This is a genomic window from Mucilaginibacter sp. P2_D11 (assembly GCF_056404435.1).
Genome location: NZ_JBFUEA010000001.1, coordinates 218,823 through 242,601, shown reverse-complemented (window position 1 = coordinate 242,601; position 23,779 = coordinate 218,823). Strand labels below are relative to the sequence as shown.

The 23,779-nt window shown below is 46.5% G+C and carries 26 protein-coding genes; 4 read left to right on the top strand and 22 right to left on the bottom strand.

Annotated features, from left to right (window positions below; translation table 11 throughout):
- Window positions 1–21: 21 nt before the first annotated feature.
- The gene (locus AC1DXC_RS01030) at window positions 22–738 is read right to left on the bottom strand and encodes a hypothetical protein (protein WP_477457262.1); all 717 of its coding nucleotides are present in this window, start codon (window positions 736–738) and stop codon (window positions 22–24) included.
- Window positions 739–1,021: 283 nt separating this feature from the next.
- Between AC1DXC_RS01030 and AC1DXC_RS01025 the strand changes: the two genes are divergently transcribed.
- Entirely contained in the window at window positions 1,022–1,327 is a 306-nt protein-coding gene (locus tag AC1DXC_RS01025) for a MoaF-related domain-containing protein (RefSeq protein ID WP_477457261.1), read from the top strand.
- Between the two features lie 11 nt (window positions 1,328–1,338).
- On the opposite strand, the gene AC1DXC_RS01020 is transcribed toward AC1DXC_RS01025, so the two are convergent.
- From AC1DXC_RS01020 to AC1DXC_RS00990, 7 genes are all read right to left on the bottom strand, one after another.
- The gene (locus tag AC1DXC_RS01020) at window positions 1,339–1,737 is read right to left on the bottom strand and encodes a hypothetical protein (protein ID WP_477457260.1); all 399 of its coding nucleotides are present in this window, start codon (window positions 1,735–1,737) and stop codon (window positions 1,339–1,341) included.
- Window positions 1,738–2,017: 280 nt separating this feature from the next.
- The gene (locus AC1DXC_RS01015; RefSeq protein ID WP_477457259.1) at window positions 2,018–2,773 is read right to left on the bottom strand and encodes a DUF72 domain-containing protein; all 756 of its coding nucleotides are present in this window, start codon (window positions 2,771–2,773) and stop codon (window positions 2,018–2,020) included.
- A gap of 85 nt (window positions 2,774–2,858) precedes the next feature.
- On the bottom strand, window positions 2,859–3,293 hold the full coding sequence (locus tag AC1DXC_RS01010) for a hypothetical protein (RefSeq protein ID WP_477457258.1): 435 nt from the start codon (window positions 3,291–3,293) through the stop codon (window positions 2,859–2,861).
- Window positions 3,294–3,416: 123 nt separating this feature from the next.
- On the bottom strand, window positions 3,417–4,649 hold the full coding sequence (locus tag AC1DXC_RS01005; RefSeq protein WP_477457257.1) for an RNA polymerase sigma factor: 1,233 nt from the start codon (window positions 4,647–4,649) through the stop codon (window positions 3,417–3,419).
- Between the two features lie 138 nt (window positions 4,650–4,787).
- A complete protein-coding gene (locus AC1DXC_RS01000) occupies window positions 4,788–5,141 on the bottom strand; it encodes a YciI family protein (RefSeq protein WP_477457256.1) in 354 nt (117 codons plus the stop codon).
- 353 nt (window positions 5,142–5,494) lie between these two features.
- A complete protein-coding gene (locus AC1DXC_RS00995; RefSeq protein WP_477457255.1) occupies window positions 5,495–7,546 on the bottom strand; it encodes a M56 family metallopeptidase in 2,052 nt (683 codons plus the stop codon).
- Window positions 7,547–7,669: 123 nt separating this feature from the next.
- Window positions 7,670–8,044, bottom strand: a complete 375-nt coding sequence (locus AC1DXC_RS00990; RefSeq protein ID WP_477457254.1) for a BlaI/MecI/CopY family transcriptional regulator — start codon at window positions 8,042–8,044, stop codon at window positions 7,670–7,672.
- A gap of 286 nt (window positions 8,045–8,330) precedes the next feature.
- On the opposite strand from AC1DXC_RS00990, the gene AC1DXC_RS00985 reads away from it, so the two are divergent.
- Entirely contained in the window at window positions 8,331–9,104 is a 774-nt protein-coding gene (locus AC1DXC_RS00985) for an MBL fold metallo-hydrolase (protein ID WP_477457253.1), read from the top strand.
- Here AC1DXC_RS00985 and AC1DXC_RS00980 read toward each other — a convergent pair.
- From AC1DXC_RS00980 to hemA, 14 genes are all read right to left on the bottom strand, one after another.
- Window positions 9,088–9,510: a response regulator gene (locus tag AC1DXC_RS00980; RefSeq protein ID WP_477457252.1), complete on the bottom strand. Its 423-nt coding sequence runs from the start codon at window positions 9,508–9,510 to the stop codon at window positions 9,088–9,090. The genes AC1DXC_RS00985 and AC1DXC_RS00980 overlap by 17 nt on opposite strands.
- A gap of 184 nt (window positions 9,511–9,694) precedes the next feature.
- Window positions 9,695–10,006 carry an antibiotic biosynthesis monooxygenase family protein gene (locus tag AC1DXC_RS00975; protein ID WP_477457251.1) on the bottom strand — a complete coding sequence of 104 codons (312 nt, stop codon included), beginning with the start codon at window positions 10,004–10,006 and terminating at the stop codon, window positions 9,695–9,697.
- A 91-nt stretch (window positions 10,007–10,097) separates the two neighbouring features.
- Window positions 10,098–10,631: a protoporphyrinogen oxidase HemJ gene (gene hemJ, locus AC1DXC_RS00970; RefSeq protein ID WP_477457250.1), complete on the bottom strand. Its 534-nt coding sequence runs from the start codon at window positions 10,629–10,631 to the stop codon at window positions 10,098–10,100.
- 130 nt (window positions 10,632–10,761) lie between these two features.
- Entirely contained in the window at window positions 10,762–11,787 is a 1,026-nt protein-coding gene (hemE, locus tag AC1DXC_RS00965) for a uroporphyrinogen decarboxylase (protein ID WP_477457249.1), read from the bottom strand.
- A gap of 85 nt (window positions 11,788–11,872) precedes the next feature.
- A complete protein-coding gene (locus AC1DXC_RS00960) occupies window positions 11,873–12,394 on the bottom strand; it encodes a tetratricopeptide repeat protein (protein ID WP_477457248.1) in 522 nt (173 codons plus the stop codon).
- Window positions 12,395–12,397: 3 nt separating this feature from the next.
- The gene (locus AC1DXC_RS00955; RefSeq protein ID WP_477457628.1) at window positions 12,398–13,102 is read right to left on the bottom strand and encodes a response regulator transcription factor; all 705 of its coding nucleotides are present in this window, start codon (window positions 13,100–13,102) and stop codon (window positions 12,398–12,400) included.
- 18 nt (window positions 13,103–13,120) lie between these two features.
- The gene (locus AC1DXC_RS00950) at window positions 13,121–13,990 is read right to left on the bottom strand and encodes a sensor histidine kinase (protein ID WP_477457247.1); all 870 of its coding nucleotides are present in this window, start codon (window positions 13,988–13,990) and stop codon (window positions 13,121–13,123) included.
- Window positions 13,991–14,093: 103 nt separating this feature from the next.
- Entirely contained in the window at window positions 14,094–15,404 is a 1,311-nt protein-coding gene (hemL, locus tag AC1DXC_RS00945; RefSeq protein WP_477457246.1) for a glutamate-1-semialdehyde 2,1-aminomutase, read from the bottom strand.
- A gap of 181 nt (window positions 15,405–15,585) precedes the next feature.
- Window positions 15,586–16,557, bottom strand: a complete 972-nt coding sequence (gene hemB, locus AC1DXC_RS00940; protein ID WP_477457245.1) for a porphobilinogen synthase — start codon at window positions 16,555–16,557, stop codon at window positions 15,586–15,588.
- Between the two features lie 81 nt (window positions 16,558–16,638).
- Window positions 16,639–18,213, bottom strand: coding sequence for a hydroxymethylbilane synthase (gene hemC, locus AC1DXC_RS00935; protein WP_477457244.1), 1,575 nt, complete (start codon window positions 18,211–18,213; stop codon window positions 16,639–16,641).
- Window positions 18,214–18,350: 137 nt separating this feature from the next.
- The gene (locus tag AC1DXC_RS00930; RefSeq protein WP_477457243.1) at window positions 18,351–18,737 is read right to left on the bottom strand and encodes a hypothetical protein; all 387 of its coding nucleotides are present in this window, start codon (window positions 18,735–18,737) and stop codon (window positions 18,351–18,353) included.
- A gap of 6 nt (window positions 18,738–18,743) precedes the next feature.
- Window positions 18,744–19,589: a hypothetical protein gene (locus tag AC1DXC_RS00925; protein ID WP_477457242.1), complete on the bottom strand. Its 846-nt coding sequence runs from the start codon at window positions 19,587–19,589 to the stop codon at window positions 18,744–18,746.
- Window positions 19,590–19,653: 64 nt separating this feature from the next.
- Window positions 19,654–20,127 (bottom strand): hypothetical protein, encoded by a 474-nt coding sequence (locus tag AC1DXC_RS00920; RefSeq protein ID WP_477457241.1) that lies wholly within the window; start codon window positions 20,125–20,127, stop codon window positions 19,654–19,656.
- Window positions 20,128–20,290: 163 nt separating this feature from the next.
- Entirely contained in the window at window positions 20,291–21,517 is a 1,227-nt protein-coding gene (gene hemA / locus AC1DXC_RS00915) for a glutamyl-tRNA reductase (RefSeq protein ID WP_477457240.1), read from the bottom strand.
- 160 nt (window positions 21,518–21,677) lie between these two features.
- Between hemA and AC1DXC_RS00910 the strand changes: the two genes are divergently transcribed.
- Both AC1DXC_RS00910 and AC1DXC_RS00905 read left to right on the top strand, forming a co-directional pair.
- A complete protein-coding gene (locus tag AC1DXC_RS00910) occupies window positions 21,678–22,058 on the top strand; it encodes a DoxX family protein (RefSeq protein ID WP_477457239.1) in 381 nt (126 codons plus the stop codon).
- A 140-nt stretch (window positions 22,059–22,198) separates the two neighbouring features.
- Entirely contained in the window at window positions 22,199–23,725 is a 1,527-nt protein-coding gene (locus tag AC1DXC_RS00905) for a GNAT family N-acetyltransferase (protein WP_477457238.1), read from the top strand.
- Window positions 23,726–23,779: the final 54 nt, after the last annotated feature.

The window sequence follows — 23,779 nt, the reverse complement described above, 5'->3', positions numbered from 1 at the left end:
TCAACCCATCTAATCGTTCTCTTATCCTTGTTTTGGCGTAGCTACGCTATCTCTTTTTGCTTTGTGATGTTCTTTCATCTGGGCTTTAAGGTCGGCATATGTTTTCTGCTGATCGGCTGTTAAAATAGCCTGCAATTGCTTGTCGGTATCTTGCCTTAATGCTTTAAACGCAGCGTGGTTTGCCTTACGGTCGCCGGGGTTTTTAGCCTTCAGACTATCAAGCTGTGCTGCGCGTGCCACGAATATCGCCTTCACCTTAGCCGATTGGCCTTCATCAAGATTTAGTTTCTTTTGCAGCATACCGGTCATGCGCTCAGCACGTTTGGCGGGGTTCTTCATATCGCCCCTGCGGTTGTGTGCCATAAATCCACGGCGGCCGCCTTTGAATTTCTCTTTCATCTGCGCTTTAAACTCGCTGTAGGTCTTGTTCTGGTCAGCAGTGAAAACGGCGGCAAGCTGGCCATCGGTTTTTTGCAGCTGGGCTTTAAAAGCCTCGCGGTTGGCCTTTTTATCGCCGGCTTTATTGGCCTTCAGGCTGTCCATTTGCGTAGCCTGCGCCAAAAGGATATCCTTTACTTTGGCGGTTTGGTCGGCACTCAGGTTCAGTTTCTTTTGCAGCATATCGCTTACATGCTGCGCCCTTTGCTGAGGGTTGTGGTGTTGCCTGCCTTTGTTTTGCGCCTGGGCTAAAACGCTTATGCCCAGCACCATGGTTATCATCAATAATATCTTTTTCATGTTTTTTATTGTTATTTGTAAGGATAGACGGGGGCGGCGAAGGATAGTTTAACGGTACGATAGCTAATAAACTGCCTACAGCGGAAATGCACAAGGATGTTACAAAAGGGGCGATTGAGTTAACACGAATTGAGCAGATTAAGACGAATTTCACGAATGTTAGGAGGGTTACCGGCGAGTTATGTTTTTACCCGGCTTGCCGCATTTGCCCCGATAAATAGCCGCTTTTACACCCTGCTATACCGGATATTCCTGCTCATATTTGTATATCAAAAACCAGATTATGGAAATCATCGGCAACAAATTCAGGGTCAGCTTCGGTATGGCTGAGGCCGTGCTGCACATCGAGAGCGAAACACAGCTCACCTTTATCATCACCGAGAAAGGCGGCGAGAGGGTGGATATTGTAGAAACCGTACAAACCAAAATGACGGAACTGCGCCCGCAGCTATACCTGCTTACCTGGCAGGAAGCCAGCGGCACCACCGTAACGCAGGTTCACGATTATGAGAACGAGACAATTTATTCCAATTGGACGTCCCGCGACGGGGAGTTTACGAATATTAAGGGGACGCTGGTCAAAATCTGAAAGGCGTTCTCCTAGTCAAAATTTTTGCGACTGAAATCAATAAAGAAATAAGTGTGTACAGCGAAGAAGGGAATATTAGAAATCAAAAACTGGCCCGCTGTTTTCAGCGAACCGGATGAGTATGTGGCAACGGTAACAAGCAATGCAGCCACCAGCGGTACGCCATAGTAACTTACAAAGCGATAAAAATCATTATGCTTGATTTGGGGATACAGGTTCAGGAAAACCGTTGTGGAACCGATGGTGAGTACGAGCGACCAAAAAACACCTGCCACAGCAAACAGGAAAACCTCCTGATTTGCTTCCAATCCGTCGGACTCCTTTGAGAAAGCAATTTGAATAAGCAGGAATGCAAGGAATGCGCTGGCGAGGAAGGTGTATAACAGCGATTTCCATAAATACTTTTTCATCCCGGGCATAAGGTTGAATATACGACTAAAATTTATAATCAATAACCCATAATTGCCTAAAGGATTTTAATATCTTTAAACGCTAGCCTGTATAGATGAACCTTATTATCGCCTATATATTTTATAGAATTGGCCGCAAACGGGTAATCGGCGGCTTTAACGCTTTCCTGTGGGGACTTCTGCTATGGCCGATAGGGATTTTCATCGTCCCGAACTCCCGCCGGCTAGATGATGAGGCCGCGAACGAAGCATTAATCAAACAGTTCAGCAGAAACCAAGCTTAATCAAGCCCGCCTATGTATTTATTTAATGTAAGCAGGTTCTGCAAGGCATCGCCCATGGTGTTATTGAAATACGTATAAACCGTTTTGCCTTCCTCGCGCCAATCGTTTATGTAGCCGGCGTATTCGGACAATATATCATCGCCATAGCTGCCGCGGTAACCGCCGCCCGGGCCATGGAAACGCAGGTAAACGAAGGCTGCATCCTGCTCCAGCATGGGCGGGGCCGATTTGGGCATATCGTGCAATACCACGACCATCCTCAATCGTTCCAAAAGTGCATAAATATCTTCGCGATACCAGGTATTGCTACGGAATTCTACCGCAACGTGCCAGCCGTCGGTGTTGGCGGCGTTTATATCCTGCAGCAACTTTTCCATTTGCTGCCTGTTGGCAATGGTTATGCTCGCCGGGAATTGCACCAGCAGGCTGCCCTTTTTATCGCCGGCCTGGCCAATTACCTGCATAAAGCGGGCAATATCTTCGGGCTTAAAGGTAAGGCCTTTGTTATGGGTTATCTCCCGCCAAAGCTTAAAGGTAAATTTGAAGGTAGCTGGTACACTATCCGCCCATTTACGAACGGTAGCCGCCGTGGGTACTTTGTAAAAAGAGCTATTTATTTCGATGCTATCGAACAGCGAAGCGTAGTACTCGAGGCGGCTCTTATCCTGAAAGGCCGGCGGATAAGCTAATTTGTTGGGGACGGGCAAGACCAAGCCACTGGTACCCGAATAGAAATTGCCCTTTGCATCCATTTAGGGTTAATGGATGCATGACGGGTTTTGTTTGAATAGACACTAATTTCACGAATTGAGTGACCACTAATTCATGCCCATTTATTTACAATAGTTTCTTGCACTTGGTAATCAGCTCGGTGCCGTCGTAGATGAGCAGGTCGCCGTCTTTGGCTATCTCGTAGCTTTCGCCGGGGCGTTCTACGCTGGTGTATTTATCGCCGTCTTTTTTCAGTTCGGATGCCGATGGGCTGATGGGCGGGGTATCGTTCAGTTTGAGTTTAGTACCTACGAAAGTGATGGCCTGTATATAGGTTTTATCGCCGCTGGTAATTAGTTCGTAAGCTATCTGCTCGCCTTTATCGGAGTGGATGGCGGCATCGTGCCAGGCACCTATCAGCGTGCCGGTAGCCGGTGCTGCGGGTTTGGCCGTGGTGGCTGGACTATCTGTTTTTGGGGAAGTAGTTTTGGCAGAATTATTACAGGCCAGAGCCGTCAGGCTCAAAAAAGCAGATATGATAATGATGCGGGTAGTGTTCATCCGCCAAAAGTACAAAACAGGACCGTTGATTCGAATGATTAAATGATTTCGTTGATTTCTGAACCTTGATTTTCTTTTTGTCTGAACCATGATTCATAGGATTCTTTGATTTCCTTGATTGCTTTAACTGCCATTAATCGCTTCAATCTTCTTGCCTATCACCTGTTTATCCACCTGCGTTTTGGCGAGCTTCAAGGCTTTATTTAAATTTTCGAGGGCTTTCTCTCTGTCGATAGTTGAGTACAATTCGCCAAGGAGGGTAAAATAATAGGGGTTGGTGATGAGTTGTAGTTTTTCCGCTTCGATGATGGCGGCAGCATTGCCTTTTACTTTGGCCAGGGCATAGGTGCGGTTAAGCGCCGCAATGGGCGAATACTCCAGCACCAGCAGGTGGTTGAACAACTGTAATATGCTTTCCCATTTCTCCGTGGTATCTTCCTTGATGGTGTGCCAGTAAGCAATATTTGCCTCCAGGTGGTAGCGCGAGAGGCTGCTGCCGGTGGCCGATAGTTTGAGGTGAAATGCGCCCTTGCCGATCAGTTCGCGGTTCCAAAGCAATTCATCCTGATCCTGGTAAAGTATCATTTGGCCGTTATCGCCCGTGCGGGCCTCAAAGCGGGAGGCATGGAAACACATCAGCGCGAACAGTGCATTCACCTCGGGCAGGTTGGTTGGCGCATAGGCTATCAGCATATAGGTTAAGCGCATGGCCTCCAGGCAAAGGTCGTTACGCAGCACGGCGTCCTGGCTTTCGGAGTAATAGCCCTCGTTGAACAACAGATAAAGGGTAGCAAGCACCGGCTGCAGTCTGCCGTGCAGTTGGCTTTCGGGCGGGAAGGCAATAGGCACCTTCTCGGCACGCAGTTTTTCCTTGGCTCGGTACAGGCGTTTATTGATGGTTTCCTTATTGCTTAAGAAGGCCGTGGCAATTTCATCTATCCCGAAGCCGCAGAGGATGCGAAGGGCCAGGCCAATTTGCGCTTCGGGCGGTATGGCTGGGTGGCAAACTGCAAAAAGCATTTGCAGCTGGCTATCGGCTATGTTTTGGGGCGATAGGTCAATTTCCGGCTCGTAACCTTCAGAGGTATGGGCCTTGATAAACGGACTAACCTTACTATCGAACACATCGCTCCGCGCCAGCATATTACGGGCCTTGTTCTTGGCCACGGTGTAAAGCCAGGCAGTAGGGTTTTCGGGCAGGCCCTTATAGGGCCACGTTTCCATCGCCGCCAAAAAGGTTTCGCTCGCAACATCCTCGGCAATGCTCACATTCTCTATGCCGAATAGCTTGCACAGCACCGCCGTTATCTTGCGGTGCTCGGTACGGAACAGATGTGGGATGATTTCGGGCTGCATGGTAGATTTCTGAATCAGAATTTACAGGATTATAGCATGAACAGAATTTAAAGAACCAGGATTGAACATTATATTGCCATTTGCCTTTATATTTTATTCTGAAAATCCCTTAATCCTGTAAATTCTGATTCAGACATATTAATGTACCCCATCATTCTTAGCTACCTGCCGCACCTCAACGGTATTGCCTTCGCCCTGCAAAACGGGGCAGCCTTTGGCAAACTCAACCGCTTCTTCAACGCTTTCGGCTTTAACGGTAATAAAACCGCCTATCGTTTCTTTGATATCGCCGAAAGGACCATTGGTTACCACGCCGTTGTGGCCCACCACGCGCGCATCGGCAAGGGGGATGCCCGTACCGCTCAGGAATTTATTTTGCGCCGCAATGGTGCCTATCCAATCCATGGTTTGTTTCATCCAGGCCTGCATCTGCTCGGGCGATGCAATCTTAGAACCATCCTCGTGCCTGAAAATCAAAATGTACTCATTCATGATGTTAAATTTAATAGTTATTTGGATAATTGTTTATACCCCAATAACAAGCAGGCTTTTGATAATTGGACAAGGCGGAACCGGGATTTTTACGATTTTACTGATTACACTGATTTTGACTTGCAAAGGGGGCTAATTTTCCACCTTTAATCACTAATAAGGGCGTTGCCTGCGGCCCGGGTTATTTGCTCATACGCGCACATGGCCTTAGGCGCGGGCTCCCCACTGCCGTGGGGACTATTACCCCTAACGCGGAGGAGCGGGATAATATCCCTCATCCCCCACAAAAAAGCCCGGCCACCACTCCTGGTAACCGGGCATAAAAAATCCTGATACACTAAAACATCGGCTCTTTAAGGTTTACCGGGGCCTTGGGGCTGAACAGGGTTTGATACGCTGTCCCTGTCTATGTGGTAATTGTTGTCGTTGTTGTTATTATTGTCGTTGTTGTTATTATTGTCGTTGTTATTATTGTTTTTGTAATTCCATTGGAAAGCTTTCATCTGCTTGCGAAATTCCTCCATCTTCTTTTTAAAGGCCGGTGATTGAGTGTAAGCCCTCATCCTGGCGGCGGCATCCTGCATTTGCTTCTTCATGCGCAAAAACTCTGGGTTATTGCTATAAGCGCGCATTTGGTCGCTTAGCTTGCGCATCTGCTCCTGCTGAAGTTTCATTTGGGGGTTATCAAATGCCCTGCGCATGCTATCGCCCATCTGGCGCATCCTGTCTCTTGAGGCTACAAAATCTGCCGATTGGTAAAAGCCGCGCATTTTTTCGCCGAGCATTTTCATTTCTTCGGTGTCCTTTTTTATCTGGGCGGGCAGATTGGCCTGCAATTCTTCCTGGTATTTTTTGTAGTTCAGGTCGTGGTCATCGTTATAGTCGCTGGTAATGTTATACTTCTTTTTCAGCCTGGCGTTCATATCCTTAAACCCGGGCGAGTTAAAGTAAGTCTCGATATTTTTGCCCAGTACTTCCATTTGCTTGCCGTACTGTTCTACATCTTTGTTGTGGCCGTATTTGCGGTCAAAATCTGCGCTTATGCGTTGCTGGTCGGCGGTGAGGGCCTTCATTTGGTCGTTATTATAAAAGGCATCTATCTCGTGGCCACGTTTCTCCAGCTCCTGGGTAAGTGCCTTAAATTCCGGGCTATCGTAATACTTGCTGAAGGCCTGGCTTTGCTTATCCAGTTCGGCACCCAGGCGGCGCAGTTCGGGGTCGTCAAAACCATTATTAAACATAAAGTTATCTTGATCCAGACGTACTTTGTCTTTATAAAGTTTGGTTACTTTTTGTTTTGCGGGTTTGGCCTTAACGGCTTTTTTACGGGTAGTATCGGCAAACAGGGTGTTGATAATTTCGCGGGGCGCTACCGGTTTAACGGTAATCTTTCCGTCTTTAATTTCGGGGTTAAGCCAGGCAATGCTGCTTAAGCTGCCGGCTAAAAGTAATATGGCAAGCACCAAATGGCGTATGTTGCCTATTTTTTGTTGGGTTTTCATGATGCGTTCAATTCGGGTTAATAAAAAGTGTTTGTTGGTGCTGGCGGCCAGCGCCAACTGCAGGTTGGTATGCCTGCTTTCTTCAAGCTTTAGCAAAGCACGGGCGTACACCAGCGGGTTGTTGGTGGTTTGCACCACCAGGTCGTCGCAGCAGTTTTCGCGCTCGGCGCTTATCAAACGGCTAATCATTTGGGCAAAAGGATTAAAGAACAATAAGGAATTGATCACCTGCTGCAGCAGGTTTACCAAATAATCGTTCCGTTTGATGTGGGCAAGTTCGTGCAGTAGTATGGCTTCCGTTTCGGCAACGGAAAGGTTGGCAGATAAGGAAATGGGTAAAAGGATTATAGGCTTTAGGTAACCTATCATGCAGGGTACATCAACCAGCGAGCTGAAATTTACCCTTACATAGCGGCGGATATCCAGCCTTTCAGAAAATTCGTCAACCAGCCATTGCATGTCGCCCGCCGGCAACAATGCTTTTTTGATGCGTAGCAGTTTTACCCTGCAATAGCTAAGCTTAAACAGGTTTACGGCCAGGCCTGCCAGGTACAGGATAGTAACATAGGGCAAATAACCTGCTATAACATAATAGTACCTGTCTGCCGGTGCCGTAAAGGGCGACAGCTGGTTTACCAGGCCCACCTGCGGCGCAAAGGCCGCTACGGTTGGCTTTACGGGATGCCAGTTAAAGTTGCCCGCCTCGTTGAACAGGGTTACCATAAACCAGGCCGCTATGCCCAGCATGGCCACAGCAGCCATGTTGTATTTTTTTACGGCTGATAAAGATGGCGAGGCACTGAATACCACGCGCAGCAGGAACCATATCAACAAACCCTGCCACAGCGAATGCAAAATGGCAATACCTAAAACCTGGCTGATGTTATAAAACAAGCTTTGCATACTATGTTATTTAAATTCTAAAATCTAAGGCCTAAATAGTAAATCCTAAATGCTAAAAACGAAATCCTAAAAGCTGAGAAAGCATCTTCCTTCTTCTTGATTCTTACCTCTTGATTCTTGGTTCTACTTTCCGTCCTCAAACTGATCTAAAAAGTTCTTGATGGCGTCGATCTCGTCCTTAGAGGCGCGGTGCTGCCCTAGGGCTTGTATAACCAAATCGCTGGTAGAGCCCTTGAACACGGTGGATATGATCTTATCCAGCGCGCCCTGCTGCGCCTGTCCGCGGGTTATCAGCGCCTTGTACAAGTGGGTTTTGGCATTGGTATCGCGTTCTACCAAACCTTTCTCGTGCATTATCTGCATCAGCTTGAGGGTTGTGGTGTAGCCCGATTCCTTGTTTTTGGCAAGTTCCTCGTGCACGTCGCGTACTGTGCACTGGCCCTTTTTCCAAATCACCTGTAAAATTTCCAGCTCGCTTTCTGTTGGTTTCAGTTCCATTTTATCCTTATTACGAATTCCTTCGTACAAAGATGTACGATAGTTTTCGTATATGCAAATAGTTTGTAAATTATTTAACAAATTTTAACGGTTGGTGTATTTTTTAACCACACAAAGGTTTTCACAAAGAATCTTTTAATCAGGTGCCAGGCTTAGTGCTCTTTGTGCCAATGGGTTTACAAATCTTAGTGCCCTCTGCGGTTAAATCGCCACACACGCAATCCGTCCCAATCTAATAGACACGCGTTATGACTAAACCGTTACAATTATCCATTTATATTTGCACATGGAAATTTTTGCTTTGGGCGAGGGCTCGTATTCGGTTGATAGTACTAAAAAGTTCATCCCTTTTAACCCGGAGACTGATAACCGGCGCGACCGCCCCGGCTCGCTGTTTATCCACGTGAACCCTTTCCTCATCAAAACCCAAACGGATCTGATTTTGTTGGATGCCGGCCTCGGCTATAAAGATACCCGCGACGAGCTTTTGCTGCACCAGCACATCCGCAACGCCGGTTTCGACCCGGAGGAGGTTACCCTTGTGCTGATGAGCCACTTGCATTACGACCACTCGGGCGGGCTGGTAGTAGAGCGCAACGGCAAACTGGAGCCGAGCTTCCCGGATGCTGAGCACATGATAAACAAACAGGAATGGGAATATGCCTTAACGGGGGCCTCCTCCTCCTATCATAAAGAAATATTCGAGGCGCTTGCCGGCAAGGTGAAAATGACGCTGGTAGAGGGCGAGGGCGAGTTCAGGCCGGGAATTGCTTACGAGCTAAGCGCCGGGCACAGCAAATACCACCAGGTGCTTTGGTTTGATTTAGAAGGCAGCAAAGTATTTTTTGGAGGTGATGAACTACCGGAGCCGGAACAGCTGATCAGGAAATTCGTTGCGAAATATGATTACGACGGGCAGCGCTCGGCAGAATTGCGCATCCAATACGGAAAAAAGGCAGCGGCAGAAGGTTATACCTGTTTATTTTACCATGCAAGGGCCAGTGCCGTTGGCACGGTAAGTTACCAGGATGAGCAGTTTACGGTTACGCCTCTTCTGTAACGCCAAAAAGTTCTTTTATTTTATCTACATTGAGCGGTTTAGAGATAAAATCTTTCACCAGCGGGTAGGAACGCGCCTTGTTGATATCGTTGCTGAAAACGGATGAAGAAATAATAAAAATCTTGCTTTTGCCCAGCGGATCGAGGTTGATGCGCTTGTATTCGTCTAAAAACTCCCAGCCGTTCATAATCGGCATGTTTATATCCAGCAGGATATAATCAGGCAACTGGCTTGGGTCTTTCCGCTGTATCTCTACGAGCTGATCGATCGCAAACCTTCCGTTCAGGCATGCCATGATGTCTGTATTAGTCAAAGCTTTCTTTATCAGTTTAATAGAGATGAAGTTATTGATTTCATCATCATCAACTAATAAAACGCTAACGGTTTTGGTGTTATTAGGGCTCATATATAATCTTTATACGGAAACAAAATAGAAAAGGTTATACTCCTAACCGTTGTAAATTTAAAAAATGCAATCGATTTTATGGCTGCAAAGTAAGTAAAACTTGCCTGCACGCCACATTTTGTTTTGCTCGCAATGTAACAAACTCGTTATAAAACTACACAGCATTCAATATGGCAAACTGGCGTCAAAACTCGTAATCGCGTTCAACCAAACATATCCTCACTTTGTAGCTTTGATACCACTTCTCCCTGCCGTGCTGCTGCGCCAGCTTATGGCGGCTCACGGCCTTCCAGTTTTTTATGGCTTCCAGGCTTGCCCAATACGACACCGTAATGCCGGTTTCGTTACGTGCCGATTCTACGCCGAGGTACCCCTCTTGCTCTGCTGCCAGCCTGCCCATTTCTGCGGCCATGTCGCCGTAGCCATCGTCGCCTGGCGTGCGGATGGAGGTAAAGATTACAGCGTAGTAAGGTACTTGCGGGGTTTGGGCTATCATAAGACGGGTTTTGCCAGGTTGATATCCAAATTTAAGCAAAATGAACACAAATGCAAGTATGGAGGACTACATCAATACTTGCTCGCGGCTTTTATTTTTTTTCCCTGAAATATTTATAAATCTTCACAGCCGACATGATAATGAGGCTGAACAGGATGATACCGATAACGCCATAAATCCAGTTTACAGCGCTTTTAAGCACCACTAAGAAAACGATAGCGAAGAGTATGATGGTTGCCAGTTCGTTCCAGAGGCGGAGTTGTATAGAGGTCCATCTGTAAACGCCTTTGGCCATCTGCTTCATTATTTTCTGGCAAGTGAAGTGGTAGATTATCAAACCCAATACAAAGGCAAGTTTCACGTGCAACCAGGGCATTTTCCAAAGCCCCGGGTTGAGGTGCAGCATGGTTGCCCCCGCCAATATCACCAGGTACATGCTTGGTGTAGCAATGATCCACCAAAGCTTTTTCTCGATGATCTCAAACTGGTCGGAAAGGATGGTGCGTGCCGGCTCGGGTTTATCCTGCGCCTCGCGGTGGTAAATAAACAAACGAACGATGTAAAACAGCCCCGCCATCCAGCAGACTACAAAAATGATGTGTATGGCTAATATGTATTGGTACATGCTATTTACCACGTCATTGCGAGGAACGAAGCAATCTCTTAGCTTGCATTTCGGCTCTGCTTATCGGGAGATTGCTTCGTTCCTCGCAATGACGGTTTGTTATGTTACAATTGCCCTTTCGGGAGCGTGTTTAGTATTTATACTCTTTTATCACCTCTACCGCGTACTTCACATTATCAAAAGGGATATCGGGCATAATGCCGTGGCCCAGGTTGAAGATGAAGCCATTCTCGCCTTTCATACGCTCGAACAGGCGGTGGATGCGTTCTTTGACTACTTTTTTATCGGCATATAAAATATGCGGATCCAGGTTGCCTTGCACAGCAATGCCTTTCGGCAAGCGGTTCTTGATATCCAGCAGGTCTACGTTCCAATCGATCGATATCACATCCGGCTTTGCCTCCGCCATCAGCGGCGCAAATACCGAACTGCCTTTGCAGAAAGATATTACAGGGATGTCCTTACGGTTAAGCTTGCTGATGATCTCTACGATGTAGCGGTGCGAAAACTCGGTATAATCGTCCCAGGATAAGGCCTGCGCCCAGCTATCGAATATCTGCACGGCGTTTACCCCGGCAGCAATCTGCAGGTTAAGGTAATCCGCCGTAACTGTTGCAATTTTGGATAAAAGCTTATGGGCCATCTCCGGCTCATTATGCAGCATCAGCTTGGTCAATTTAAAATCTTTTGACGAACCGCCCTCTACCAGATAGCTCATTACCGTAAACGGCGCGCCCGCAAAGCCTATAAGCGGTATTTTACCGCCCAAACGTTGTTGTATCACTTTAATGGCATCGGCCACATATTGAAGCTTATCGCCAACGTTGATTTGCAAAGCATCGACATCCTTTTGCGTGCGCACCGGGTTGGCAAATTTGGGGCCAACGCCCTGGGTAAAGCTTAGGTCGCCGCCCATAGCTTCGCCGGTAACTAATATATCCGAGAAAAGGATAGCAGCATCTATACCCAACAGGTCAACCGGTAGCATGGTAACATCAGCGGCCAGCTCGGGCGTTTTGCACATCTCCAGAAAAGAGTACTTGTTTTTGATTTCCCAATACTCGGGCATAAAACGGCCTGCCTGGCGCATCATCCACACCGGCGGGCGTTCTGTTTCCTGTGAAAATGCGGCTTTTATAAATAACGAATCTCTCATGTCTTTTGGAGAGTCAAGAATTAAGAGTCAAGAATCAAGACAACTCCTCGTCTTGGTTCTTGATTCTAACCCTCTTGAGTCTATTTTAGTGTTTTCTCAACTCCTGCTCAACGCGTTCAATCACGTCTTTCATTTTGGCAGTAATATTATCTTTATGTTTCTCAGTTAACTGCAGGTAGGCTCGCGCCTTCTCATAGTTACCGTTGCGTACGTTTATATTGGCTACGTGTACCAGGGCAGCCACGTGGTCGTTAGCGCTACGCAGGGGGTATTGGGCCGCAATTTCGTAATGCTGCTCTGCCCCTTCATAGTCTTTTTTTTGCAGGCATATGCCGCCATATATAAACTCGTAGAAGCCGCGCCTCCGCTTGCTTAGCCATTCTGGCCTGCTCACCTCGTTCAGCAGGCGCTCGGCGCCACGGTAATCTTTGTTGTGGAAATGCTTTGCCGCCAGCACTATCGGGCCTTGTTTAAAATAGCCCCACGCCAGCAACACGATGAACATTGCGCACACCGCAGCCAATGAGTATATATGCATGTATAATACCGCCGTAAGCAGTACCACAAAAAGACCGGTGACTAATATGCGTGCCCGTACCGTGAACATGTATTAATGCTGATCTGTAAACTTATAACCTACGCCGCGTATTGAGTGAAAGTAAACCGGGTTTTTAGGATCCGGCTCAAAATACTTACGGAAAGTAAGGATAAAGTTATCGATGGTGCGGGTTGATGGGTACACGTCGTAGTTCCAAACGGTTTCCAGTATCTGCTCGCGCGATACGGCCTCGTTGCGGCGCTCTATCAATAGCTTCAGCAGCATGGTTTCCTTTTTGGTAAGCGGGGTGATGCTCTCATCTCCGTTCACCAACTCGAAAGAATTGAAGTGGATGGTTTTATCGCCGATCTTGTAGCTGTTGAACTCTTTCAGGTCATCGCCTTTAAGACTGCGTTTTACCAAATTGTTTACCCTCAGGATAAGCTCTTCCAGGTTGAAAGGTTTGGTAAGGTAATCATCCGCACCTTTTTTAAGTCCCGATATCTTATCCTCGTTGGTGTTTTTGGCCGTAAGGAACATGATAGGCACCTCCGAGTTCTCGAGCCTGATGGTTTCTGCCACCACAAAGCCATCAATCTCGGGCATCATCACATCCAGTATTACCAGGTTAAAGCGCTCCTCTTTAAAAATCTGGAGGGCTTTTTTACCATTATTTGCTGTAGAAACTTTATAACCTTCCAGCTCCAGGTTCAGCTTGATGGCTTCCAACAAATGCTCTTCGTCTTCGGCCAGTAATATTCTTTTTTTAGCAGGTATCATACTATTAATTTACGTTTATGCAAATACAACTTCAAACACACTGCCGGCGGGGCGGTTATCTTTCACCCTGATGCTGGCCTGGTGTTTGTCTAGCACTTCCTTTACAATATACAAGCCAAGGCCGGTTCCCTTGGTATTTCGGGTATCTTCACTGCCAACACGGTAAAATTTGTCAAAAATGCGTGTTTTTTCACTGTCAGATATTCCGATACCATGATCGGCCACCTGGAAGAATACTTTACCATCCTTCTGAAACAGCTTCACATCTACCGCCATACAAGGCTTCGAATATTTCACGGCGTTCTCTACCAGGTTGGTCACCACCGATGTCAGCGCGAATTTATCGCCGGTTATCTCAATTTTGGGTTCTATTTCGGCGTTGATAATCTGCTGGTTGCAATCGCACTTGGTTATCTGCAGGCGGTTTACAATGCTATCCACCAATACCGAAAGGTTAAATTGTGCTTTTGGAAAAGTGTATGAACTGTTTTCAATTTTTGCGGCCAGCAGCATGTTCTCTACCATGTCGTCCAACCGTTCTACATCGAGCAATGATTTATCAATAAAATCAAGTATCTGGGCCTTGCTCAAATCGCGCTTTTGGATGGTTTGGAGCAATATTTTGATAGATGCAAGCGGCGATTTCAGTTCGTGCGTTACCGAGAGTAAAAAATTCCTCTTTTGCTCCATCAGCTTACGTTCTTTTCTTACAGAAGTGTGCATGTGGTACGCGCCCAATAAAAACACGATGATGAACATCGAACCTTCGCCCATAATCATGGCGAAACGACGGGGCTGCAAGCTCACCAGCATGTACCCCCACCACATCAGTTCCGCAAGGGCGTAAATGATAATGGCATAAAATATAACAAGCGATCTCTTCATTTCAGTTTACAGTTTGCAGTGGGCAGTTTGCAGTCATCAGTTGGCGGTTTGCAGTTGGCAATGTTGTGTTTTTTTTGCGAACTGCCAACTGAGAACTGCCAACTCAAGCGCCGAATACTATATCAAGGCTATCAAAGATAGCGGTTTTTGTTGTTTCCAAATCGGCTATTGTATGTGCCGATGATATAAAGCCTACTTCGTAGCCCGATGGGCCCAAATATATGCCGCGATTGATGAGTTCGCGATGCATAACCTTGAATTTCAACATGCTCGCCGGGTCTATATCGTCTGCAGTACGGATGCTTTCCTTATCCGTAAATGCGAACCAGAATATGGAGCCAATAGTGAATATCTTCAATTCGTACCCCCGTTCGGCAACAAAGTCTTCTACCGACTTTACGAAATCAGCGGTCTTGGCATGAAGCTCCTCGTAAAAACCGGGCTGCAACAATTCGCTCAATTGGGCAATACCCGCAGCCATAGCAACCGGATTGCCGGATAGCGTACCGGCCTGGTAAACCGAGCCAACCGGCGATATATGATCCATTACTTCTGCCGAGGCACCGTAAGCGCCAACCGGCAAGCCTCCACCAATGATCTTACCATAAGTAAGTATATCAGGCTGAATATCGTAGTACGCCGCTGCACCCTCAAAACCGACGCGGAAACCGGAGATTACTTCATCGAACAGCAGCATAGTGCCGTTTTGGGTACAGGTATCGCGCAGGAATTGCAAATACTCTTTGGTTTGCAGCAGCAAGCCGTTGTTAGCCGGGATAGGTTCGATAATCACGACTGCTATCTGGTCTTTAAAATCTTCGAATGCTTTTAGCACTGCGTCTTTATCATTCAATGCCACCACGATAGTTTCATCGGCAAAGGCTTTTGGTACGCCTGCAGATGAGGTTTCGCCAAAAGTTACCAGGCCCGAACCAGCCTTTACCAGCAAAGCATCGGTATGCCCGTGATAGCAGCCCTCGAACTTCAGTATCTTATCGCGCTTGGTATAGCCCCTTGCCAGCCTGATGGCCGACATTACCGCTTCGGTGCCCGAACTTACGAAACGTATTTTTTGGATGTATTTATTATTGCTGAGGATAAGCTCCGCCAGTTCGTTCTCCAATGCCGTTGGTGCGCCGAAGGACATGCCATTCTGCATCACTTCCATCACCTTATTGCGAACTGAAGCATGGTTATGCCCCAAAATAAGCGGCCCCCATGAGCAGCAAAAATCAATAAACTCGTTGCCATCGGCATCCCAAATATGGCTGCCATCGCCTTTTTCGATAAAAAGCGGCGTGCCGTAAACAGATTTAAAGGCCCGCACAGGCGAGTTTACCCCACCGGGGAAATAGGTTTTTGCTTTCTCGTACAGTTCTGCAGATTTTGCTCTGCTGATATCAGGTATGCTCATTTTGTTTTTTCTTATAAACCCCGTCATTGCGAGGCACGAAGCAATCTCTAAGCTTTGCATCGCCGACCTGCTAGTCGGGAGATTATTGATATTTTAATTTTCCTTTAAGGTATCAATGAGCTCCCTTCGGTCGGTTGTCTTCGTTCCTCGCAATGACGCGGTGGTTAGAGGAGGCAAGCTCCTACAGCCACTTATTCAATAACACCTCTTTAGCGTGATACGTTAGTATCGCCGTTGCTCCTGCCCTGCGGATGCTGGTGAGCACCTCCATGGTGGCACGTTGCTCGTTGAGCCAGCCGTTTTGTACTGCGGCTTTTATCATGGCGTATTCGCCACTTACATTGTACGCGGCAACGGGTAGTTCGGTATTATCTTTTATTAGCTTTATTACGTCCAGGTAAGCCAGGGCGGGTTTCACCATCAGAAAATCTGCGCCTTCCAGCTCATCCAGGTTGGCTTCTATCAAAGCTTCACGCTGGTTGGCAGGGTTCATCTGGTAAGTTTTCTTGTCGCCGAATTTTGGTGCCGAATTAAGGGCATCTCTAAACGGACCGTAAAAGGCACTGGCATATTTTGCCGAGTACGACATGATGGATACATTGGTAAAGCCGGCATCATCCAGCGTTTTGCGGATATAGCCTACCCTGCCATCCATCATATCGCTTGGGGCAATGATATCGGCACCGCTGCGAGCGTGGGCCAGGGCCATCTTGCCTAAAACCTCCAGCGTTTCGTCATTCAATATCTCACCATTCTCCACAATGCCATCGTGTCCGTCGCTGCTGTAGGGGTCCATCGCTACGTCAGTTATTACGCAAGCCTCCGGGAATTCCTTTTTTACGGCACGGATAGCGCGCAGGTAAAGGCTCTCCTCGCGGTAGCTCTCGGTGGCATATTTATCTTTAAAGTCGTCGTGGATATTTGGGAACAGGTCGAAAGATTTCAGGCCCAGGTTGAGGCAGCTCTCCACCTCGCGCAGCAAATTATCTATCGAATAACGGTAGATGCCGGGCATGGATGCCACTTCGGTCTTTTGATTTTCGCCATCCACAATAAACAGCGGAAATATCAGGTTAGCCGCGCTAACATGCGTTTCCTGCACCATCTGGCGGATAACTTCACTCTTCCGGTTTCTTCTTGGTCGTTGTAACATTATTTATTCATTGGGTCATTGAGTCATTGGGTCATTGCCACCCTTACTAATGACTCAATGAACCAATGACTTAATGATATATTAAATGCCAAACACCGCTTCTGCCAGGCCTATTTCATCCGGGGAGAAGGGCAGCTTATAGCTTACGCCCATTTCTTCGAATTTTTTGCCGGTAGATTTGCCTATGGCTATTACTTTTTGTTGCGGCTGCAGCAGGTTGTCTACAAAGTAGGCTTCCACGTTGCTTGGGCTGGTAAATACCAATACATCTGCACCGGTTGGCTCTACGTGTTCTTCTAAAACGGTTTCGTAAACCGGCAGGTCTATTATTTTTGTTTCTGCCGATAAGCCCTGCTGTATGCTCCTCATAGGGTTATCCGCGCCGGGGAACAGTATGGCCGAGCCATTGGCCACCGCCGCAAAATCTGCAGCCACATCGGCTGTATCGGTGCTTTCGCCCACAAAATCGGCAAAGTGGCCGTTCTTGCGCAGCATATCTTCAGAGCCGGTGCCCATCACCCCAAACTTCACCCCTTTCGGGAAGGTTGGGTTCAACTGGAAAAAGTATTCCACCGCGTTTTTGCTGCTGAAGAAAACCCAATCGATATTCTTGAGGATATAGCTGTCGAACTTGTTGATAGTGCGCACCGTGCGTATGAGCGACCGGGCCTCTATCTCTATCTTATTTTTCTCCAACGCCCTGCGGAAATAGCTCCCCGCAGAAATATCGCGCGAGATGAATACTTTCGATGGAAATTTGCGGTCTTTGGCAAACTTGGCCACGATTTTTTCGGGCAGGCCCTCCAGTGTATCGGTTTCTATAAAAAGTCTGTCGGGGAAGCCTTCGCCATCCTCGGCCTTGCTGGTAAACACCTGGAACTTATCGTTCTCCTTGCGGCAATAAACGCCCAATGGCAAGTGGCAGCCACCGCCAAACAGCTTAAGCACGTTACGTTCTACGGCCAGTTCTGCGGCCACATCGGGGTGATTAAGGTCCTGCAGAGCTTCGTATAATATATGGTCGCGTTCGCGTATCTGTATGGCTAAAACGCCTTGTGCAGGTGCGGGTATAAATTCGGTAGCGCCGATTTCTTCCACATGAAATTCGTCCAGATTGATACCTAAACGGCTTACACCTGCTTTGGCCAGCATAATGGCGTCGTACTTCTCGTCGCGTAGTTTACCTATACGGGTTGGCACATTGCCACGCAGATCTTTAATCTCCAAATCTGGCCGCACGGCTAGTAATTGTGCTTTACGGCGGTTAGATGATGTGCCTACCAATCCGCCAAATTTAACGGATAGCTTTTGGCGCACATCGGTGCAGTCTTTCAACACCAGCAGCAATTCGGCGGGGTCTTCCCTCTCAGAAACTGCGGCAATGATGAGGCCCGGAGGGTTTTCGGTAGGCAGATCCTTATGCGAATGCACGGCAATATCAATAGTGCCGGCCAGCAATTCCTCTTCCAGCTCCTTGGTAAAGAAGCCTTTTCCCTCCAGCTTATCAAAGCTGAGGTTGAGGATGCGGTCGCCCTGGGTTTTTATAATTTTAAGTTCGGCGGATATGTGTATCGCTTCCAGGCTATCTTTCACAAAATTGGCCTGCCATAAAGCTAATTCGCTGCCACGCGTTCCTATAATTATTTTTCTGTCCAAAGGGGTGAATTATTTTAGCTGCAAATTTAATTTTTTATGGGGATGATAAGGAATGCCAATTGCATGAATTGCAACAATATGACCTAATAGAGGTAAAAGGCTAAAGGTAAAAGCCAAAAGGTAGGTGCTCCCGGCAATTAGGCTACGGCTTTTTGTTTTTTCTTCACCATAAGTGTGGCCAAAACAGCAAATAGGGTGTACGGGACTACGTATGTCCAAATAAGCTGCCGGGGTGTTCCGCCCAGTCCGAGAATAAATAATAGTGCAATTGCGGAAAAAAAACTTAAAAACATTAGTGCTAAGGGTAATAGCAAAATCAACCAGCCTTTAAATTTCACATTATTAAAAACCAACACAGTAAAAAAGAGGTACGACAATAATACAGAGAATTTAACAGCCGCTTCTTCTGCTTCACCTTTGTAGTGGACGAATTTTGAAAAATTATTACCCCAATAAAGGGCAAAGCCTATCATTATAATAACATAAGCTAGTATTATTGATAATTTGCCCTTACGTTCAAACATTGCCATCTAATTCAAAGGAAGTTTAGTTGTAAACTTTAGGTTGTAACGCCCGCGATAAATCCTGAGCAGTTTTTCGAAATGATGGGTGGCAATACCAAGGGCACCGATATCAATCTTTGTCTCGTTGCCTGCCAATGTGAAAACAAAGTAGGTTGTGCTGCTTTTGCCATGGCGCACAATGCGGGTATCTTCATTCGATATATCGGCCCAACTGTAAAAAACATTGTCTGTCAGGGCAACGCCATTGTTGCTCAGTATTATCTGCGGGTTGTGGTTTGTTAAATGGCGGTAGCCCATAAAGATAAATACGAGGCCGCCGAGCACGAACACGCATGCAAGTATCGGAGAATCGCCCCCTGTAAAAAAGTATGCGCCGCCACCTGCCATCCCTATGCCGAATAGCAAGGTACCCGTTGCCATAATTTTGGAATAATAGATGCGTGTTTCGGTGGGGATGCTGTAGTCGTCGTGAAAGATGTCGGGTTGCTTGAATTTTTCCTGCAAGGCTGCCCATTTTTCTTTTTGGGTAGCAGAGCGCAGCTCGGTCTTCTCCCAGAAGGCACCGTCGGCCCATATCAGGTTTGCTTTTATGGCGCGCTGTTTTAGTTCGTGTACGTTCCGTACGTTATCAAATGCCCATATGCGCCAACGCGCCGCCATAACCGACCAGTACAACCACGACGATGCAAGCCCTATCACAAAGCTGAAGACGACTAACCAGCCGGGCAAGTTCATCTGCAGGATCAAAAAAATCGTCAGACCAGTGGTGGCAAAAAAAATGAAAACAGATGGATAAGTTATCGTTCGCTTTCCGCGGGCTAAGGCTTCATCAACGGTTACGGTTTCGTACATGGGGATAAGGGTTTTGATGCCCTTAAATATAGGGATGTTTTAAAATATATTGCTGTCGCGAGAATTATGCCCCACTTCGCTTTCTATAAATGCCAATCAGCCTTTCAATTTCTTTCGGGTTAAGATCGAGGTTGGTTATCAACATCCGTTCGCTGCCATTTTTATAATTATAGTTCAAATAGTAATTTGTGGTACCTTTAAAGGATTCTTCGGTTACAGTTTCTTCACTTATTTGTTCCCAATTACAAAAATCAGCATCCGGGGTTTGCATACCTTTATTTGTAAGCAACAGCTGCACTTTCGTGTTGTTTAATTTGCTGTAATTCACGTTCAAAAACACACCAGCCACAACGCACATTAACACACCTAACCCTTTATTTTCGAAGCCCTCTTTAAAAATAAAAAAGTAAATGCCTAATAAAATCCCTCCGCACAATAGGATGTTCTCGAAAATGGGTTTCTTCTTAGAATAATAAATCCTTGTTTCTGCGGGTACCGACGGGTTATGTATAATTGTATTGGGAATGGTAGGTTTCATTTAGCGTAATAAATTATTAAAGCTAATAAAACTTATCGAGACATTGCACTGAGGGCAAAAGCATCCTACCTAATAGATAAAAAGGGTGTTTTTTAAACGTAAGTTGGAAGCTTACATCGCCCACCGCGAGTTATGCTTCGCTAAACTCGCGGTAGCGTTAGAATTAATTACTGTTGATCAATATATCCTTGGCCATAATCATTGGCACGCTGATATATTTCTTCTCCATGTAATTCATCACCTTTTCCAGTATCTCGCGCGATTCTTTATCCAGGCTTTGCACTTCCTCGGCAAATACGGTATTTACGGCGTTGTGGCGTATTTCTTTTATCTTCTCGGGCACCTGGCGCATGGCAAGTTCTATGCGGCGCTGTTTAAGCATTACCAAAAACTCGTTGATGTTTTGCTCGATGATGGTTTCGGCGTGCGATAGTTCGTGGTAACGCTCCTGCAGGTTCTTTTTTGCAACCTCGTTAAGGGAGTGGACCTCTATAAAGTTCACGTCGAATTGCTCCAGCACTTCGGGGGCGGTATCGTTCGGGATAGCCAGATCTACGATGGTCTTCTTGTCGGTATCGCCATTAAGCAACGAAGCGTATATTTCTGTAGTAATAATGGGCTCCACTGCCGAGGTGCAGGTAATAATGGCATCGAAGCCTTTTTTATAGGTCTTCAGGTCTTCCAGTTCGTAAGCGTCGCCGCCCAGGTCATCGGCCAGTTGCTGCGCTTTGGATAGCGTGCGATTAAAAACCGAGAAATTACTGAACTTATGTTTCTGCAGGTATTTAGAAATATTTTTGTTGGTTTCGCCGGCACCGATAATAAGGATACGGGCATTAGCGCATAGTTTCAAATCCTTCAATTTACGGTAAGCTAAAGACACTACCGAGATTGGATTTTTAGAAATATTGGTGTGCGTGTAAACTTCTTTGGCGGTTTTTACAACGCATTCCATAATTAAACGCAACTTATCACCTGTAAGGCCCGCTTTGCGGCCGCTGTCGTAAGCTTTACGTAACTGGGCAAGTATTTCTTTTTCGCCAACAATCAGGCTTTCTAAAGAGCATGAGGTGCGCAACAGGTGTTCCATAGCGGCATGGTCTTCGTATATAGAAGCAGCATCTAAAAAGGTCCCCATCGAGTGGGTACACAGGCCAATGCCCAGGGCATCGATAAACTCATGGGCAAATTCTCTATCCACCTTTTGGGAGGTAGATAATACAAACTCAACACGGTTACAAGTAGCCAGGTAAAATATTTCATCAATACCAAAATTGGCTTTCACCTCCTGGAGCTTACCGGTAAGGTCTTCCTGGCATATTACCAACTTCCCCAATTCCTTCAACTCGATTTGTTTATGCGTAAAAGCTATTACCTTTAGATACTTCAAAGCAGTTTTAAATTTGACCCAACAAAAATAGCATACTGTACAGGATGCAATGTCAAGGCTTTGTCAAACAGAGGTATTTAGAATGCTTATAAATAAAATGAATATTACAAAAAATGGAATATTATTTTATCAATGTTTCTTTTTTATCAATCGCCAGCCTATGAAAATTACAAATATCAAAAAAATAAGCTTAGTGATTGTGGTCATATTTTATTTATTGGCCGGGGCCAACCACTTTTACAACCCACAATCGTATTATCATATAATTCCGCGCTACCTTCCCTACCCAGTAGTATTGAACATTCTGTCGGGCTTTTTTGAAATTTTATTCGCCTTGCTGCTCATATCACCAAAAACAAGGCGGTTTGCAGCCTATAGCATCATTTTGATGCTGCTTGCCTTTTTGCCTGTACATGTTCAGATGGTTATTGATGCGCCCTTTTTATTAGGTACGTTAACCATATCCCCATTGGTTGCCTGGATAAGACTGATAGTTTTGCAGCCTTTGCTTATATGGTGGGCGTGGTGGCATAGGTGTTAGATTTGAGACGTGAGATTTGAGATTTGAGAAAGAATCCATAGGCCATAGCTGAAAAATGATTTAACAACATCCGAATTCGAACATCCGAATTCCGAAATCATCAACAAACATTCCAGCTGAAAAGCCGTTACCCAAAACATATGGATCTGCAAAGTATTGAACTACGTAACCTGGATGTGCAGGATTACCAGGAGCTAAAAAAATCGATGAAATCGGCCTACATGGATATGGACGAGGACTACTGGGATGCCGCATCGATAAAAAAACTGATAAAACTCTTCCCCGAAGGGCAAATCTGCGTAACCGTAAACAACGAAGTAGTAGGCTGTGCGCTATCTATTATGGTTGATTACAGCAAATTTGGCGATACTCACACTTACAAACAAATAACCGGCGACAGCACCTTTAAAACCCATACAGATAAAGGTGACGTGCTTTACGGTATCGACATCTTCGTACACCCAAAATACCGAGGCTTGCGCCTGGCCCGGCGTTTATATGATGCCCGCAAGCAGCTTTGCGAAAACCTCAACCTCAAAAGCATCATAGCCGGGGGCCGCATACCCAACTACCAGAAATTCCAGAACGACCTTACCCCCAAGCAATATATAGATAAGGTAAAGTACAAAGAGATATATGACCCTACCCTATCGTTCCAACTGGCAAACGATTTCCACGTGCGCAAGATACTGCGCAACTACCTGCCCGAGGATAGCCGCTCTAAAGGTTTTGCTACGCTGATAGAGTGGAACAACGTTTATTTTGAAGAGCCAACCACCGCCATCAACAATAAAACCGTTGTGCGCATTGGTTTGGTGCAATGGCAGATGCGCCCTTACAATAATATCAGCGAATTGTTGAAGCATGCGGAATATTTTGTAGATGCCGTTAGCGATTACCAAAGCGATTTCATCCTGTTCCCCGAGTTGTTCAACACACCGCTGATGGCCGAGTACAACCATCTCGACTCTGCCCGCGCCATGCGCGAGCTGGCCCAATACACCCAGCCCATCGTAGAGGCATTCAGCAAACTGGCGGTATCGTACAACGTAAACATTATTGCGGGCAGCATGCCTAAGATAGAGGAAGATTCGCTTTATAACGTATCGTACCTTTTCCGCCGCAATGGCAGCATGGAGGAAACCACCAAGATACACCCCACCCCGTCTGAGATCAGCAGCTGGGGCATGCGCGGCGGCGATGAGGTGATCGCTTTTGATACCGACGCAGGCAAAATTGGCATCCTCATTTGTTACGATGTGGAGTTCCCCGAGCTATCGCGCATTTTGGCCAGCCAGGATATGCAGATACTCTTCGTGCCCTTCCTTACCGATACGCAAAATGGCTACAACCGGGTAAAGTTTTGCGCCCAGGCCCGCGCGGTAGAAAACGAATGCTATGTGGCTATCGCCGGCTGCGTGGGCAACCTGCCCAATGTAAATAACATGGGGATTTCGTACGCACAATCGGCCGTGTTTACGCCGTCGGACTTTGGTTTCCCAACCAATGGTATACAATCAGAAGCTACGCCCAATACCGAAATGATCGTGATAGCCGATGTGGACCTTTCCGTATTGAACGAACTGCACGAGTACGGCAGCGTACAGAATTTGAAAGACCGCCGCACGGATTTGTACAGCATTATGTTTAACGGGAAGAAAGTGTAAGCTTCCCTCGGTTGGAAACCGACGGCAATGAAGGTGGGATTCTGATTTTTATTC